Below are 14,743 nucleotides of genomic sequence, written 5' to 3' on the forward strand. Positions count from 1 at the left end.
ATGCCCATATCGGGTAAGCATCGTCGTACGAAGTCCAGCGCCATCGCCCGCGGCATCGCCGCCGCAGGCGCCGGTGGTGCCGTCATCGCACTGCCGCTGCTCGGCGCCACCGGTGCCCAGGCCGCGCCGCAGTCGGCCCCGACCGCCGCGCCGCAGTCGGCCTCCGCCGCCACGCACGCCGCCCCGGCCAAGCCGGTCGCGCAGAAGCAGGCCGCCACCACGACGTACTCCGTCGTCTCCGGCGACTACCTGTCGAAGATCGCCACCGAGTACAAGGTCGAGGGCGGTTGGCAGAAGCTGTACCAGAACAACCGCAAGGTCGTCGGTGAAGACCCCAGCCTGATCTTCCCGGGCATGAAGCTGACGCTCGGCGGCAAGGAGTCGGGCCACGCCGCGTCCACCGGCGCCGGCGCGGGCGCGGCCCTCCCGTCGAAGGCCCCCTCGGTGCCCTCGTCGGTCGTGGAGAAGTCCGCCCCGGCCAAGGCCTCGACGGTCACGGAATCCAAGACCTCCGCCCCGGCAGGCCAGAGCAACAGTTCCGGCTACACCCACCCGGTCCCCGGCAACCACACCACCGGATACCGCGCCTCCGGCTCCAACTGGTCCAGCGGCAGCCACACCGGCATCGACTTCCCCGTCTTCACCGGCACCGGCGTGAAGACCATCACCTCCGGCACCGTCGTCACCGCCGGCTGGGGCGGCGCGTACGGCAACCAGGTCGTCATCAAGCACGCCGACGGCCACTACTCGCAGTACGGCCACCTGTCCTCGATCTCCGTCTCCGCAGGCCAGACCGTGAGCACCGGTCAGCAGATCGGCCTCTCCGGCGCCACCGGCAACGCCACCGGCCCGCACCTGCACTTCGAGGTCCGCACGGGCCCGGCGTACGGCTCGGACATCGACCCGATCGCCTACCTGGCTTCGCACGGCATCTACGTCTGAGCCGAACGGCCGGGCAGTTGAGCGACAAGGCATGACCTGAGCAACACAGAAGGGGCGGTGCGCGACGGCGCACCGTCCCTTCTGCTTATTCCCCCTTTACCAAAACCTGACCGGGTGGTCTATCTCACCACCCGTCAACCCCTTATTACGGTCGCGTAGGTCACATTCGGCGGTGCAGGATGAGCGTTTGTGGCAGACGATTCGAGAAAAAATCAACGTGGCGTCATCAACCGACATGGCGTCATCGGGTCGTACGCAGCGATTGGCGACAGCTTCACCGAGGGAGTCGGCGACCCCGGCCCGGACGGAACCTTCGTCGGCTGGGCGGACCGTTTCGCGGTACTTCTCGCGGACCAGCTCCCGGACCCCGATGCGGGGACGGGCACCGAAGGCTCCGCTCACGGGAATTTCAGGTACGCCAATCTCGCCGTACGCGGACGCCTCCTCGACCAGATCGTCGAGGAGCAGGTGCCGCGCGCCAAGGAGCTCGCACCCGATCTGGTGAGCTTCTGCGCGGGCGGCAACGACATCATCAGGCCCGGCACCGACCCCGACGACGTGGCCGAGCGCTTCGAGCGCGCGGTCGCCGAGCTGACCGAATCGGTCGGCACCGTCCTGGTCACCACAGGCTTCGACACCCGAGGCGTTCCCGTGCTGCGCCATCTGCGCGGCAAGATCGCCACCTACACCGCCCATGTGCGGTCCATCGCCGACCGCTACGACTGCCCGGTCCTCGACCTGTGGTCGCTGCGGTCCGTCCAGGACAGGCGCGCCTGGGACGACGACCGGCTCCATCTGTCGCCCGAGGGACACACCAGGGTCGCGCTGCGTGCCGCCCAGGTCCTCGGCATCGGTGTGCCGGCCGACCCCGACCAGGAATGGCCCCCACAGGCACAGCGCGGCACGCTCGAAGTACGGCGCGACGACATCCACTGGGCGCGCGAGTACCTGGTTCCATGGATCGGCCGGCGGCTGCGCGGCGAATCCTCCGGCGACCATGTCGAGGCGAAGCGGCCGGACCTCCTGCCGCTCTAGGCGGCGTCCGCCACCGTGGTGCCCTCGCTCGCCGGACGGACTGGAGGTTCAGGCCCGTCCGGCGAGGGGCGACAACGGGGACGCCGGTATCCGTTCCAGCACACCGCCCGCGAAGACGTCGTACAGCGGCAGCGTCTCCAGATGCACATAGCCGATGTGGCAGTCGCAGACAGCCAGTGGACAGGCCCGCGGGCCGAGAGCGCGCCGGTAGCTCCCGTCGTAGAGGTTGCCGAGCACCGCCGGGACGAAATGGCAGCGCCGCACCGTGCCGTCACCGTCCACCGAAATGACCGATTCGCCCGTCCGGCAGGGCAGCCCGGCCGACCGGTGCGGATGCCGACTGTATGGGAAGAGCGGGTCGAGGCCCGTCCACCGATCCGCCTCCTCGTCCGTATAGGTGTGCCCCTCCGCGGCGTTCACCCAGAGATAGACCTCGTCCGGCAGGGCGGCCCGCAGCCGCCGCGCCTCGTCGAGATGGTCGTCGAGACCGACGACACCGACGCTGTGGCGGATGCCGAGCGCGGTCAGCTCCCGGCACTTGGTGAGGAACCGCTCGTACGGCGTCTGCCCCGGGTGGTACGTGCACCAGAGCGCGATCTTCTCGCGTCCGGCGTCCCCCGCCTCGGCCAGCCACCCCGTACGGGTGCTGAGATTGGTCTGGATGGCGACCCGGCCGATGTGCGGCAGCTGCGCCAACTCGATCAGCGCACGCCGGTACCAGGAGCGGACCAGACCCTCGCCCCAGGGGGTGAACAGGACCGAGAGCCGGTCGCCGGTCTGCGCCGCGGCCCACGCCGTGAACCGCTCCAGCGCGGCGCGGTCGGCGCGCAGCTGCTCCCGGCTGTCGCGCCGCTTGGCGAACGGGCAGTACGGGCAGTCGTAATCGCAGGACGCGAGCGGACCGCGGTAGAGAATGGTCAGGTCCATGGGTGCGCTCACTTCAGTTCGTACGAGGCCATCGCGGCCCGTACGCCGGGGGAGAAGAGTTCGGGACCCAGCGCGTCGGAGTGGGCCAGGCCCTCGGGGGAGAGCCGCAGCGGGCCGGACGCCCCGGCCGTCGCGTCGAGCCAGCCGCGCGCCTCGAACCGGGCCAGTTCAGCGGGGAAGTCGTCGGCCGGGGAGGTGCCGAACCGCTTCCGGTAGTCGGCGGGTTGCAGCCCCTCGGCCTGGAGGACGGACTGCAGGAGGTGGCGGCGGCGCGCCTCGTCGCCGTCGACATACCGTCCGACCTCGGCGCGCGAGAAGTCCTCGGTCGCGGTGTAGCCGTCGATGATCGCCCGCACCTCACGCATCTCCACCGCATACTCGAAGGAGTAGTGCAGCTTCGAGGTGTACGAACGGGCGCCGCACCCCAGGCCGATCATGCCGTCGGTCTGACAGGCGTAGTCGTGGGGGCCGTCCGTCCGCGGGGCGTCGGCGCGGCGGAACATCCGCATGGACACCTGCTCGTAGCCGTGGGCGAGGAGATGGTCCCGGCCCGCGCGGTACAGCCGCAGCCGCTGTTCGTCCCAAGCGGCGTCCGCGGCTGCCTCGCCGTCGGCGCCGAGCCGCCCGAGACCGGTCAGCGGGCGGACATACAGCGGATAGAGATACAGCTCCTCCGGCTGCCGGCCGAGCGCCGCGTCCAGCGAGGTGCGCCAGCTGTCCTCGGTCTGCCCGTCGATGCCGTAGATCAGGTCGATGTTCAGGATCGGGATGCGGGCATCACGTATCCGGTCCAGCGCCGCCTCCACTTCCGCGCGGCGCTGCGGTCGCACAGCGGCACGCGCCTCGGCTTCGACGAAGCTCTGCACGCCGATGCTGATCCTCGTCGTCCCGCGGTCGGCGAGGACGGCCAGCCGGTCGGCCGTCGCGGTCGACGGCGACGTCTCGACCGACAGCGGGACGGACCGCAGATCGGCGCCCATCCGCTTCTCCGCGATGTCGCAGAGCCGCTCCAGCTCCGCCGCGGTCAGGAACGTGGGAGTGCCCCCGCCGAACGCCGCCGCTGCGAAACGCACCGGCTCGGTGTCTCCCAGCGCGTCGCGGACGGCGGTGGCCTGCCGGTCCAGAGCATCGAGATACCGGGTCGTCAGCTCGTCGGGAGCGCCGATCCGGGTGAAGAGATTGCAGAAGCCGCAGCGGACCTCGCAGAACGGTATGTGGAGATAGAGCGAGAGCGCGTCCTTGCGCTCTCCCGCCCACAACTCGCGCAACGCCGGCCGGTCGGCCAGAGGGCGATAGGCGGTCTTGTGCGGATAGGCGTAGACGTAGCTCTGGTACGGGCGGGTGGTCGGCGCGACGGTCGTGGTGCGGCTCATGGTGCGGTGGCCCCCGGTTCCAGGAAGAAGTGCGCGTACGGAACGGTCCAGACGGACTCGTGACCGAGTCGGTGACCGGTGTAGCCGTCATCCCCGTACGCCGTTCCGTGGTCGGAGCAGACGATGGCGAAACAGCGGCGGCGGCTGCTCGCGGCGGCGAAGAGCCGGCCGATGTGGGCGTCGACGTACTCCAGGGCGGCGGCATGGGTGGCGCGGGAATCGCCCGCCTCGCGCGTGGCCCCCGGCTGGTGGAACCAGTTGGGCTGGTGCATGGCGGCCACATTGACGAAGAGGAACAGCCGCTGCTCGGCGGGGAGTTCGGCGACGACCTGCTCGGCACGGGCCACCTGCGCCTCGAAGGAAGTGGGCGACGCGACGCCGAACTCCGGTTCCCAGTGGCTCTCCTGGAACATGCCGGGCAGTACGGAGCCGAGCGGCCCCTGCCGGTTGAAGAAGCCGACGCCGCCGATGCACACCGTGCGGTAGCCCGCATCGGCGAGGCCGGACAGCAGATCGGGGGTGTCGAAGACAAAGGTGCCCGAAGCGGTGGACTCGCTGCCCGCGAAACGTGCAGCGAACAGCCGGGGGTGTGGCCCCTGGCCGGCCGGTGTCGGCAGGAATCCCGCGAAGATTGCCTGGTGGGAGGCGTAGGTGAAGTTGCCGGGCGCATGCCGCTTCTCCCAGACGCCGTCCGGCAGATGGCGCGCCAGATGCGGGATGCGTCCGGTGGCGGCAAGCTCCGCCGCCACGTCGTAGCGCAGTGTGTCCAGGGTGATGAGCAGCAGGTCGTGGCTGCCCACGATCTCGCTCATGTCGGGGTTCCGGGCGTCCGCGAGGGCGGGCGCGGTGTCAGCAGGTGGCGGTTGCACGGTGGTTCCTTGCTCTGTTCAGTACGGCGGCGACCTGCGCCGCGTAGGTGTCCAGGCCCTCGGCGCCGCTGCCGGCAAGGCCGGTCAGCCGTGGCAGCAGATCGCCGAAGGCGTTGACCTCGCCGACGGCGAAGCGCCGCCAGCCGGTTGCGGGCAGCAGATCGACGCCCACACACAGCGTGTCCGGGAAACAGGCCGCTGCCCTCTCGCACACGGCCAGGGCCTCGGCCCAGCTGCCGCCCGCGGCCTCGACGGCCGCACGGACGTCGTCGAGACTTCCGCGCTCGCCACCGAGGTGAAGATTGGTCATGGGGGAGTGGCTGGTGCGCACGACGGCATGGGTGGCGCGGCCGGCCACCACCACGACCCGCAGATCCGCCGCGCGGCCGCGCTGGGTGGCCTTGGGCAGCCAGCGCTCGATGTGCAGCCCGTCCGGTGCGAGTGTGTCGACGATCGCCGCGACCTCCCGCTCCGTCGTACAGCGACGCACCCGCAACGAGTTGAAGAGCCGGCCGGCCGTGTCGCGCTCCACCGATGTGGTCGCCCTGACCCGGCCTGGTCCGGCCGTCTCCACGGCCAGCACCCCCGAGGCGGACGAACCGTGAGCCGGCTTCACAAAGGCCCGGGGCATGCCATGGGCCGCCATCCGCTCGCGTACGTCCGCCCAGTCGCGCACCACGGGGGACGCGGCTCCCGAGGTCGGCGACGCGGGCACGGGCACTCCGGCGCCGTCCAGCACGGCATGGCAGAGCCGCTTGTCGAACAGCACCGCGACATCGTCGGGGTCGTCGAGCAGAACGGCACCGGAAGCGGCTGCCGCCCGCGCCACTGCCCGTACAGCCGAGGTGAACCGGGCGTACCACAGGGCGGTCCCCTCGACCCTGGCCGGATCGCCGACCGCCCGGAGCAGCCGCTCCACCTCGGCGTCCTCACCCGGCGAATCCATCCGTACGGTCTCGCCCGGCCGGAAGGCGGCCCCGCCGCGCAGGACGTCCAGCCAGGGCACGACCCGCGCGGCCGGCAGCCCGGCGGCGCGCACGGCGTCCTGGAAGAGCGCGACCCGGCGGTTGCCGGGATTGCAGACGACCGCGAAGCGCGGCATGAGGCTATTCGTCGACGGAGACATAGCGGGGCTCGTCGTCCTCGGGATCCCAGTAGTCCGCTTCGTCGAGATCGACGTGGACACCCTGGGGCGGGAGCAGGTCCTGAATACGGGAGATCAGCGCATCGGTGATGTAGTGGTGATGCAGATCCAGCGATGTCAGATGGGTCAGCGGCTGGCCGTCCAGGAGCGCCTGGGCGCCCGTGTCACTGAGGGTTCCCATCGCGAGCGAGAGCGACTCCAGTTGGGCGACCACCGGGGCGGAGGCCACAGTTGCGGCGATCTCATCCTGGATCTCGCTGTTCTGCAGCCCCAGATGGCGCAGTTTCGGGAATCGGCCGCCCGACAGCAGCGGTGCCAGATCGGCAACCGTCGTATCGCCGCCGTAGAACGAGACACCGAGCCAGAGTTCGAGGCGTTCCAGCGCGGGCAGCTCCGACGCGCCGATCGCGCGTACGACATCCGCGGCCAGACCGCCCGACTCGAACCTGAGAGATTTCAGCGACTCGTGCCGCACCGGCCGCAGGGCCAGACGCTCCTGGTCCTGCATGTATTCGCCGCACCCGCGTACCGTCAACTCCTCCAGCTGCGGGAACGCCTCGATCACCGGGGTGATGTCGGCCATCTCCAGCCACGACAGCTCGCACTCCTCGCTGACGACATCGGCGAGGAAGATCGCCCTCAGGGCCGGAAAGCGGTCCGCATGGCCGGCCAGCAGCTCGATGACGGGCGCGAAGGATTCGTACTCCTCCTGCCACCAAGGGCCGATCAGCAGCGCCCGCACCCGCGAAGTGTCGACCGTGTCGAGAAAGTGCTGCCACAGCGCGGCGAACGTCAGATCGCCCTGCCAGGCGCTCTCCAGCCGCCACGCGACCGCGTCGGCCGCCGGGAGCGGCGCGGTGCTCGGCTCGGCCGGCCCCGGCAGAGTCAGCACCGGCAGGCTGTGAAAGACCTCCGGGTGTTCGATGTCAGTCATCGCGCATCACTCCGAGATCGCGGTGTAGCGGCCTTCGGCACCGCGACCGCCCCAGGGCTCCTCGCGCTCCGATACATCGACCCGCACCCCATGGGGTTCCAGCGCCTGAGTGATCCGGCGCTCCATCGGCTCGGTCATGAAGTGGTGGTGCAGATCCAGCCGTTCGAGATGGGTGAGCGGCTGGCCGTCCAGCAGCGCCGCCGCGCCCTCGTCACCCAGAGTGCCGTGCGACAGGTCGAGGGTACGGAGCTGGGCGACGACCGGGGCACCAGCGACGGCCGCCGCGATCTCGTTCTGCACCTCGCTGTTGCGCAGACCGAGGTGGTGGAGGCGGGGGAAGCGGGAGCCGGAGAGCAGGGGTGCCAGGTCCGCCACATCGGCGTCGCCCCCGTACGCGGAGACGCCGAGCCAGAGGTCGAGCCGCTCCAGCGCGGGCAGTTCGCTGTCCAGGATGCCGCGGACCACTCCGACCGGCAGGCCGCCGGTCTCGATGGTCAGCGAACGCAGCCGCTCGTGCTTCGTGGGGGAGAAGACCAGATCCGTGCCGCCGCGCACACCCAGCTCAAGCAGGCCGGGGAACGCGGTCAGCAGTGCGGTGACATCGGACTGCTCGATCCAGGAGATCTCGTTCTCCTCCGGGGTGATGTCGCCGACGAAGACGGCCTCCAGCGAGGTCAGCCGGTCGGCCGCGGCGATGACCAGATCGATCGGATAGGACGAGGTCTCCTCGTACGACTCGCCCCACTGACCGATGATGAGCGCCCGCACACCGGCCGGGTCGACCGCCGTCACAAACGCCTGGAACGCCTCCTCCCAGGTCATCTCGCACTCGTCGTCATACGGATCGACCGTGATGCGCCAGGCCGCCGCATCGGCGGCCTGCACCGGTGTTTCCTTCGTCGCGTGCTGGAAATCGACGGCGGGAAGGCCGAGCAACTCGTGCAGATGGTCCACACCGGACATGACCCTGGGCTCCTGGTACTGGGGGACGGCTGATGTCCGCAAGGTTTATCAAGCCGCACTGACAACGGCGCGACCGGGGACGGTCCGTGACATGTTCACCGACGCCCGTGAGAGCCGGTCGCCGGTCGATTGTCAGACCCTCCCCTTAGCGTTTTCCTCGTGGCCGGCACAGCGGGTGCGGCCATCGAGGGGAGAGTTCTGTGTACCGGCAGGGCGATGTACTGATCGTGTCGTTGGAGGAGTCGGCGGTGCCCGCGCATCTGGTGGACGCGCCGGGCGAACCGAGGGACGGCCGGGGGCGGATGGTCCTCGCGCTGGGCGAGGTCACCGGCCATGCCCATGCCGTTCAGGGGCCGGGCCGGCTGATGCGCGAGGCGGGTGCCTTCGGGCCGATGCTGCTCCATCTCCCCGAAGGCGGGCGGGTGGTTCACGAGGAGCACGCGGTGATACCGCTGTCGAAGGGCTGGTACCGAGTGGTGCGCCAGCGGGAGTACGCCCCGGGGGCGGTCCGTATCGTCGCGGACTGACGCCGCCGGGCCCATTCGGGCAGCAGCGGATCGGCGAGCCGGATCAGAGATCCGGAGCACGTACACACAGAACACCGAACGACACGGAATCAGGGGACGGGGAAGACCGATGCAGTACGTGGACTCATGGCGGGCCGTGGCAGCGGCGACCGGCGCGGCGGACCGGGCCGCGGCCGAGGACGGGCTGCGGCTCGCCTACCGCAGCGCAGGACTTGCCGAGCCGGAGCGGATCGTCTGGGTCGACTCGCCCAGGGCCGCCGTGGGGGCCGTCGAGAAGCTCGTCGACGCCGGACGCTCGGTGCGTGACGAGGTACGGACCCGGCCCTGGGCGCAGGAGCGGCGCCGGATGTACGACGAGCTGGGCCCGGCGGGCTGGTCCGCCCTGTGGTCCGCCACGGGGGCGCAGCTCTGGGAGACCACGGCGGCGCTCGCCGAGCGGATCAGGGCCGGTGTCGTCGCGGACCTCACGGAGCGCCCCGAGGACGAGTCCGATGTCCGGCTGGTGCTGCTCGACGCGGTCCTGGGCCAGCACGATGCGGCCTGGCTCGCCGCGTTCGACGGCCGGGGCGAGCGGCTTGACGGTCTGGCCGAGGTCGCGAGGCACGCGGGCTGGTGGTGGCCGTACGAGCGTGTGGTCGTGATCAGCGAGCGCCCCGAAGCGCTCCACCGGGACGAGGCGGGCCGGCTCGACCGAGGGGACGGCCCGGCGCTCGCCTACCGCGACGGTTTCGCGCTCCACGCCTGGCGAGGCATGCCCGTGCCCGCCGAATTCCTTGCGGAACTGAACTCCCTGACCCCCGAACGGATACGTGAGGAGGAGAACGCGGAACTGCGCCGCGTGATGCTGGAGTTCTACGGTTACGACCGCTACCTCACCGAGTCGGGCGCCGAGCCGGTCCATCGGGACGAGACGGGCATCCTCTGGCGGATCGCGCTGGACGGCGACGAGGACGTGGTGATGGTCGAGGTCGTCAACTCCACCCCGGAGCCGGACGGAACCCACCGCACCTACTGGCTCCGGGTGCCGCCCGGTACAAGGACCGCGAAGCAGGGTGTGGCCTGGACCTTCGGACTCGAAGGGGATGCGTACGCACCCCTGCGCCAGACCTGACCTTCGCGGGCCGAGCAGGCGGAGCGCCTTTCAGATCCCGGCGTCGAGGTGGGTGCCGATCCTTATGAAGGCCGGGACCAACGGCGCCGGGGGGACCGAGGGCGACATGACCTGGGAGGCGAAGTGCACGATGACCAGGTCCAGTTTGGGGGAGATGACCAGACGCTGCCCGTGGATGCCGCTGGCCATGAAGGACTCGTAGGGATCGTTCAGGATCCACCAGAGGTCGTGGTACGAGAGCGTGGCGGGCGAGTCCGGGGGTGCCGCCGGGAAGCGGACCCGCCGGGGATAGCCGTCCGGAGTGCCGGTGGCGATCGTCGTGGCGATGCTTTCGGGCACGATCTGACGGTCACCGACGGCGCCGCCGCATCGGATCATCTCGCCGAGCCGGGCCACGTCACGCAAGGTCGCGCTGAAGCCGCCGCACGCCGCCTCGGTTCCTTCGGAGTCGAGGATGTAGTAGGCGTCCTCCTCCGCCCCCAGCCGGGACCAGATCACCTCGCTGAGCAGCGCGGACGTACTGATGCCGGTGACGCGGCGGAGGACTTCCGCGAGGGCCTCGACATTGCCGTTCTCGTAGCGGAATTCCGTGCCGGGCTTGCCGGTGGCCCGGGCGGTGGCGAGGTGTTCGCGGATGCTGGTGGGGCCGCTGTAGCCGTAGGGGCGCAGCTGAGGGGCGAGGATGGCGAAGTACCGCTGGGCCTCGATCGCCTTGTCGAAAGGCCGGCCGGCGTAGCTCATCAGGGTGCCCATGTGCAGCAGATCGTCGACCCGTGCCTCTCCGAACGCTGTTCCCGTGAGTTCGGGGACGTATCGGGTGACGAGGGCGTCGCGGTCGAGCAGCCCCTGGTCCGCGAGGATCGCTGCCAGGAGGCCGATGTACGACTTCGCCGCCGAAGCGTTGAAGTGCGGCACGTGGGATTCGTATCCGTGCAGGTAGCGCTCGTAGACCACGGTGCCGCGGTGCATGACCAGGAAGGCGTCCGTCTGGGCGGCGGCGAAGAGCGCCGACAGGGTCAGTGACCGGCCGCCGGACGTGGTGAACTCCAGCGCGTCGAGATCCTGCGGTGCGCAGGGTACGTCGAGCGGCTGCGTCCTGCCGCGCCATACGCGCCGGCTGGGCACGGTCTCGCGGCCGGACGTGGTGTGCCGGCGAACCCAGGCCGGGTCCGTGAATCCGCGTGCCCAGGTCAGCTCGGTCAGCGAAGGTGTTTCGGTCATGCGCCCACTCCTGTCGGTGCTGCCAACTGAGCATTAGCGTACAGCGTGTCCAGAAACGTGCCAGATTCGTTCCGGTCGGCAGGCCTATGCGCCCGACTCGGCCGCCGGGGGGTCGAAGGCGCCCGGAGCGTCGGACGGGGCGAGCCCGGAGGCCCAGACGCGGCCGTACACGGACAGATCCCGGAGGTGTCCGGTGATCTCGGCGGCGCTGTAACCGGTGTCGTTCTCGACCCACCAGGTCAGCACGCCGATGAGCTCGCCGGTCCAGGCCCGGGCGATGACATCGAACGGGATGCGCGGTGTGACGCCGAGCTGCGCGGCGCGCTCCCGGAAGACGGTCTCGACGCGCTTGCAGATGATCGCGGAGAACTCGCGCAGAGCGCGCCCGTCGCCCTCTCCTCGGAGAATGACCTGGTAGACGCGCCTCTCCTGCTCCGCGTGCCGGAAGATGTAGAGCACCGGAAGGCCGGTGAAGCCTTGTGTCTGCGCCTGTTCGACGGCGGGCAGAAGGCGCTCGCGGTCCTCTGCGAGATCCCGGACGATGCCGAGGAGCAGGTCCTCCTTGTCCCGGTAGTGCGCGTAGAAGGTCGCGCGGGCGACATCGGCGCGCTCGGCGATCTCTTCGACGCTGAGCGCGTGGAATCCCTTCTCCAGGACGAGGTCGACGAGGGCCGCGCGCAGGGCGCGGTGGGTGCGGCGGACACGGCGGTCACCTGCAGTCTTCATGCCCTGGATTATTGCGTCTTCCTTTCGAACCGTTGACCGGCAGGCTGCCGCGCGTTACGTTTCCCGCCATCGAGATCATTAACAGACAGTCTGTTCAGTTACGGAGTCGTCATGAACCTCGGGCGATATGTACGCAGGACCAGCAACCACCATCCCGAAGCCGAAGCCGTCGTCTGCGGCAGCACGCGGCTCACATATGCCGCCCTCGACGAGCACAGCGACCGGCTCGCCGCCGCGCTGCGCGCCCTCGGCCTGACGCCCGGAGACTGCGTCGCGACACTGGCGGCCAACCGCGCCGAACTCGTCGTCACCGAAGTGGCCCTGTACAAGGCCGGACTGGTGCGCGCCCCCGTCAACGCACGCCTCGGCGTACAGGAAGTGGCCCATCTGCTGCGCGAGTCGCACGCCCGGGTGCTTCTCGTGGACGCCGCCCATGTGGAGGCGGCCCGGCAGGCCGTGCCGGGCAGCGAGGTGAAGAGCGTGATCGGTTTCGACGGACCGGGCGACCTCGGTCCCGGCTATGCCGAGGTCCTTGCCGCCACCCCCCGCGAGCCGGTCGATGTCGACTGCGACGAGGACGACACAGCCGTCCTGCACTTCACCTCCGGCTCCACCGGCAAGCTCAAAGCGGCGACACAGACGCATGGCAACCGTCTCGCCCTGATGCGCAAGTCCGTGATGAACGCGGACACCCGGGTCGGACCCGGGGACAAGCAGATCCTGGCCGGCCCCGTCACCCATGCCTCCGGCATGCCTCTGATGGGCATCTTCTTCGCCGGGGGATGCGCCGTCGTCATGCAGCGCTGGGACGCCGAAGTCTTTCTCGCCACCGTCGAACGGGAACGCGCGACGCATGCGTTCGTCGTACCGACCATGATCAATACGGTGCTCGCGCTGCCTGACCGGGGTGCCTGCGACGTCTCCAGCCTGCGCCAGCTCATCTACGGTGCCGCACCGATGTCACCGGCGCGGATCCGCGAGGCGTGGGAGCTGTTCGGACCCGTACTCTCTCAGGGATACGGCTGCGGGGAGACCACCTCCGGAGTGCTGTTCCTGTCGACCGACGACCACCGGCGCGCGATCGAGGGCCAGGACGAGGAACTGCTGCTGTCCTGCGGCCGCCCCCTCACCGAGGCCGAGATCAGGATCGTCGACGACTCCGGTGCCCAGGTCGCCGACGGCGAGATCGGTGAGATCGCCGTCCGGGGCCCCGACGTCGTACCCGGTTACTTCAACGAACCCGGCCTGACCGCCGAGACCTTCCACGACGGCTGGTTCCATACCGGCGACCTCGCGCGGCGCCGTGGCGACGGCTACATCTTCATCGTCGACCGCAAGAAGGACATGATCATCTCCGGCGGTTTCAACATCTACGCCGTCGAGGTCGAATCCGCCCTGCACCAGCACCCCGACGTGTTCGAGGCGGCTGTCGTCGGGATCCCGGACCCCGAATGGGGCGAAGCCGTCAAGGCCGTCGTCGTCCTGCGCGACGGCGCGGAGCTTCAGGAGAGCCAGCTCATCGACTTCTGCACGTCCCGGCTTGCCCGCATGAAGAAGCCCCGCTCCATCGACTTCACCGACGCCCTTCCCCACAACCCCAACGGCAAGATCGACCGCCGCGCCATCCGCGAACGCTACTGGACCGGCGCCGAACGCCGCGTCCACTGAACGGACATCACTCATGACCTTCACCCTCGAACCGTCGTACGACGACAACCCCCGTCTGCAGGAGCTCGTCGAAAGGCTCCGCACCTACCTCCGCGACGAGTTGATCCCCTTCGAACAGGAACAGGGCATCACTCCCGAGACCAAGGTCGACCGGCCCGTCCTCGAACAGGTGTGGAAGCGAAGCCGTGAACTCGGTTTCTACGGCATCAATCTGCCGCCGGAGTACGGCGGGCAGGGACTGTCGCTGGTCGAACTGTGCGCACTCAAGGAGGAGCTGACCGCCTCGGGCGCCGCACTGTCCCACTCGGTCCTCGGCGACATGGGCGGCCCGCTGCGCGCCGGAGCGATCCTGCACCATGCCACCGAACACCAGCTGCAGCGCTACCTTCTGCCCGTGATCCGCGCCGAGCGCGCCTGCTGCTTCTCCATCACCGAGGACGACGCGGGCTCCGACATCCGGCGCATGACCACCACCGCGACCCCGGACGGCGACCACTACGTCCTCAACGGACGCAAGGTGTTCAGCTCCGCCGCTCCCTTTGCGGACTTCGCCGTCGTCGTCGTCAGAATGGCCGGCACCGAGGAGTCGTACAGCGCTTTCCTCGTCGACCTCGACACCCCGGGCTGTCAGGTGCTGGACGGCGAAATCCCCATGTCCGGCCAGCAGATGGAGGGCGACCTCCTGTTCGAGAACTGCAGGATCCCCGCCGAGAACCTCCTCGGCGAGATCGGACAGGGACTGCGGATCGGCATCGGACGCATCACCCTCAACCGCCTGTTGCACTGTCCTTCCCTGATCGGCGCCGCCCGCCGCGCCTGGGACCTGTCGGTCGACTACTCCAAGAACCGGGTCGTCTTCGGCCGCCCACTGCTCGCCCTCCAGGCCATCCAGCACAAGCTCGCCGAGATGGCCACCGACATCTACGCCGCCCGTTCCATGGTGATGGCCACCGCGGCCAGGGCCGACGAGGGCGCTGCCATCGGTGTCGAGGCGAACATGTGCAAGTTGTTCACCTCCGAGTCCTGCTTCCGCGTCGCCGACCAGGCCGTACAGATCCATGGCAAGGCCGGACTGACCCACGGTCACGAGGTCGAGCAGATCTTCCGCACGCTGCGCATGTTCCGCATCGTCACCGGCACCACTGAGATCCACAAGAACGCCATCGCCAAATCGCTCGTGTGACCCGGCGGGCCGGGAGCTCCCGGCCCGCCCACCGGCTCACCACACGCCCACGAGCACGGCACAGGCTCGTGCGGCCCCTCGACACACCAGCTGGGCCCATCTGCACCCCCGCACCCGCGC

14 protein-coding genes are annotated in these 14,743 nt (G+C 69.6%); 6 read left to right on the forward strand and 8 right to left on the reverse strand.

All coding sequences use genetic code 11. The annotated features are described in order from the left end of the window. Together ACZ7IB_RS13105 and ACZ7IB_RS13110 are read left to right on the forward strand one after the other, a co-directional pair. Positions 1-942: a M23 family metallopeptidase gene (locus tag ACZ7IB_RS13105; RefSeq protein ID WP_470912213.1), complete on the forward strand. Its 942-nt coding sequence runs from the start codon at positions 1-3 to the stop codon at positions 940-942. A 189-nt stretch (positions 943-1,131) separates the two neighbouring features. Beyond that, a complete protein-coding gene (locus tag ACZ7IB_RS13110) occupies positions 1,132-1,977 on the forward strand; it encodes an SGNH/GDSL hydrolase family protein (protein WP_470912216.1) in 846 nt (281 codons plus the stop codon). Between the two features lie 48 nt (positions 1,978-2,025). Here ACZ7IB_RS13110 and ACZ7IB_RS13115 read toward each other — a convergent pair whose 3' ends face one another. Genes ACZ7IB_RS13115 through ACZ7IB_RS13140 form a run of 6 tightly spaced genes read right to left on the reverse strand, consistent with a single transcriptional unit; the run spans position 2,026 to position 8,187 of the window. Next, complete coding sequence (locus tag ACZ7IB_RS13115) at positions 2,026-2,904, reverse strand: STM4011 family radical SAM protein (protein ID WP_470912219.1); 879 nt, start codon at positions 2,902-2,904, stop codon at positions 2,026-2,028. Between the two features lie 8 nt (positions 2,905-2,912). Beyond that, complete coding sequence (locus ACZ7IB_RS13120; protein ID WP_470912223.1) at positions 2,913-4,277, reverse strand: STM4012 family radical SAM protein; 1,365 nt, start codon at positions 4,275-4,277, stop codon at positions 2,913-2,915. After that, a complete protein-coding gene (locus ACZ7IB_RS13125; RefSeq protein WP_470912484.1) occupies positions 4,274-5,089 on the reverse strand; it encodes an STM4013/SEN3800 family hydrolase in 816 nt (271 codons plus the stop codon). The genes ACZ7IB_RS13120 and ACZ7IB_RS13125 overlap by 4 nt, the downstream gene beginning before the upstream one ends. A 37-nt stretch (positions 5,090-5,126) precedes the next feature. Beyond that, on the reverse strand, positions 5,127-6,248 hold the full coding sequence (locus ACZ7IB_RS13130; protein ID WP_470912225.1) for an STM4014 family protein: 1,122 nt from the start codon (positions 6,246-6,248) through the stop codon (positions 5,127-5,129). Positions 6,249-6,252: 4 nt separating this feature from the next. Further along, positions 6,253-7,224 (reverse strand): STM4015 family protein, encoded by a 972-nt coding sequence (locus tag ACZ7IB_RS13135; protein WP_470912227.1) that lies wholly within the window; start codon positions 7,222-7,224, stop codon positions 6,253-6,255. Between the two features lie 6 nt (positions 7,225-7,230). Next, positions 7,231-8,187 carry an STM4015 family protein gene (locus ACZ7IB_RS13140; protein WP_470912231.1) on the reverse strand — a complete coding sequence of 319 codons (957 nt, stop codon included), beginning with the start codon at positions 8,185-8,187 and terminating at the stop codon, positions 7,231-7,233. A 200-nt stretch (positions 8,188-8,387) separates the two neighbouring features. Here ACZ7IB_RS13140 and ACZ7IB_RS13145 point away from each other — a divergent pair, with 200 nt between their 5' ends. After that, positions 8,388-8,714, forward strand: a complete 327-nt coding sequence (locus tag ACZ7IB_RS13145; protein WP_470912233.1) for a hypothetical protein — start codon at positions 8,388-8,390, stop codon at positions 8,712-8,714. A 109-nt stretch (positions 8,715-8,823) separates the two neighbouring features. Beyond that, the gene (locus tag ACZ7IB_RS13150; RefSeq protein ID WP_470912237.1) at positions 8,824-9,825 is read left to right on the forward strand and encodes a DUF6745 domain-containing protein; all 1,002 of its coding nucleotides are present in this window, start codon (positions 8,824-8,826) and stop codon (positions 9,823-9,825) included. A gap of 30 nt (positions 9,826-9,855) precedes the next feature. Here ACZ7IB_RS13150 and ACZ7IB_RS13155 read toward each other — a convergent pair whose 3' ends face one another. Both ACZ7IB_RS13155 and ACZ7IB_RS13160 read right to left on the reverse strand, forming a co-directional pair. Next, positions 9,856-11,046, reverse strand: a complete 1,191-nt coding sequence (locus ACZ7IB_RS13155; protein ID WP_470912240.1) for a serine hydrolase domain-containing protein — start codon at positions 11,044-11,046, stop codon at positions 9,856-9,858. An 84-nt stretch (positions 11,047-11,130) separates the two neighbouring features. Continuing rightward, positions 11,131-11,772, reverse strand: coding sequence for a TetR/AcrR family transcriptional regulator (locus ACZ7IB_RS13160; RefSeq protein ID WP_383072152.1), 642 nt, complete (start codon positions 11,770-11,772; stop codon positions 11,131-11,133). 111 nt (positions 11,773-11,883) lie between these two features. Between ACZ7IB_RS13160 and ACZ7IB_RS13165 the strand changes: the two genes are divergently transcribed. Beyond that, the gene (locus tag ACZ7IB_RS13165) at positions 11,884-13,440 is read left to right on the forward strand and encodes an acyl-CoA synthetase (protein WP_470912243.1); all 1,557 of its coding nucleotides are present in this window, start codon (positions 11,884-11,886) and stop codon (positions 13,438-13,440) included. 13 nt (positions 13,441-13,453) lie between these two features. Then, positions 13,454-14,623, forward strand: a complete 1,170-nt coding sequence (locus ACZ7IB_RS13170; RefSeq protein ID WP_470912246.1) for an acyl-CoA dehydrogenase family protein — start codon at positions 13,454-13,456, stop codon at positions 14,621-14,623. Positions 14,624-14,743 lie beyond the last annotated feature (120 nt).

It is taken from the genome of Streptomyces sp. NPDC037301, from assembly GCF_055602785.1.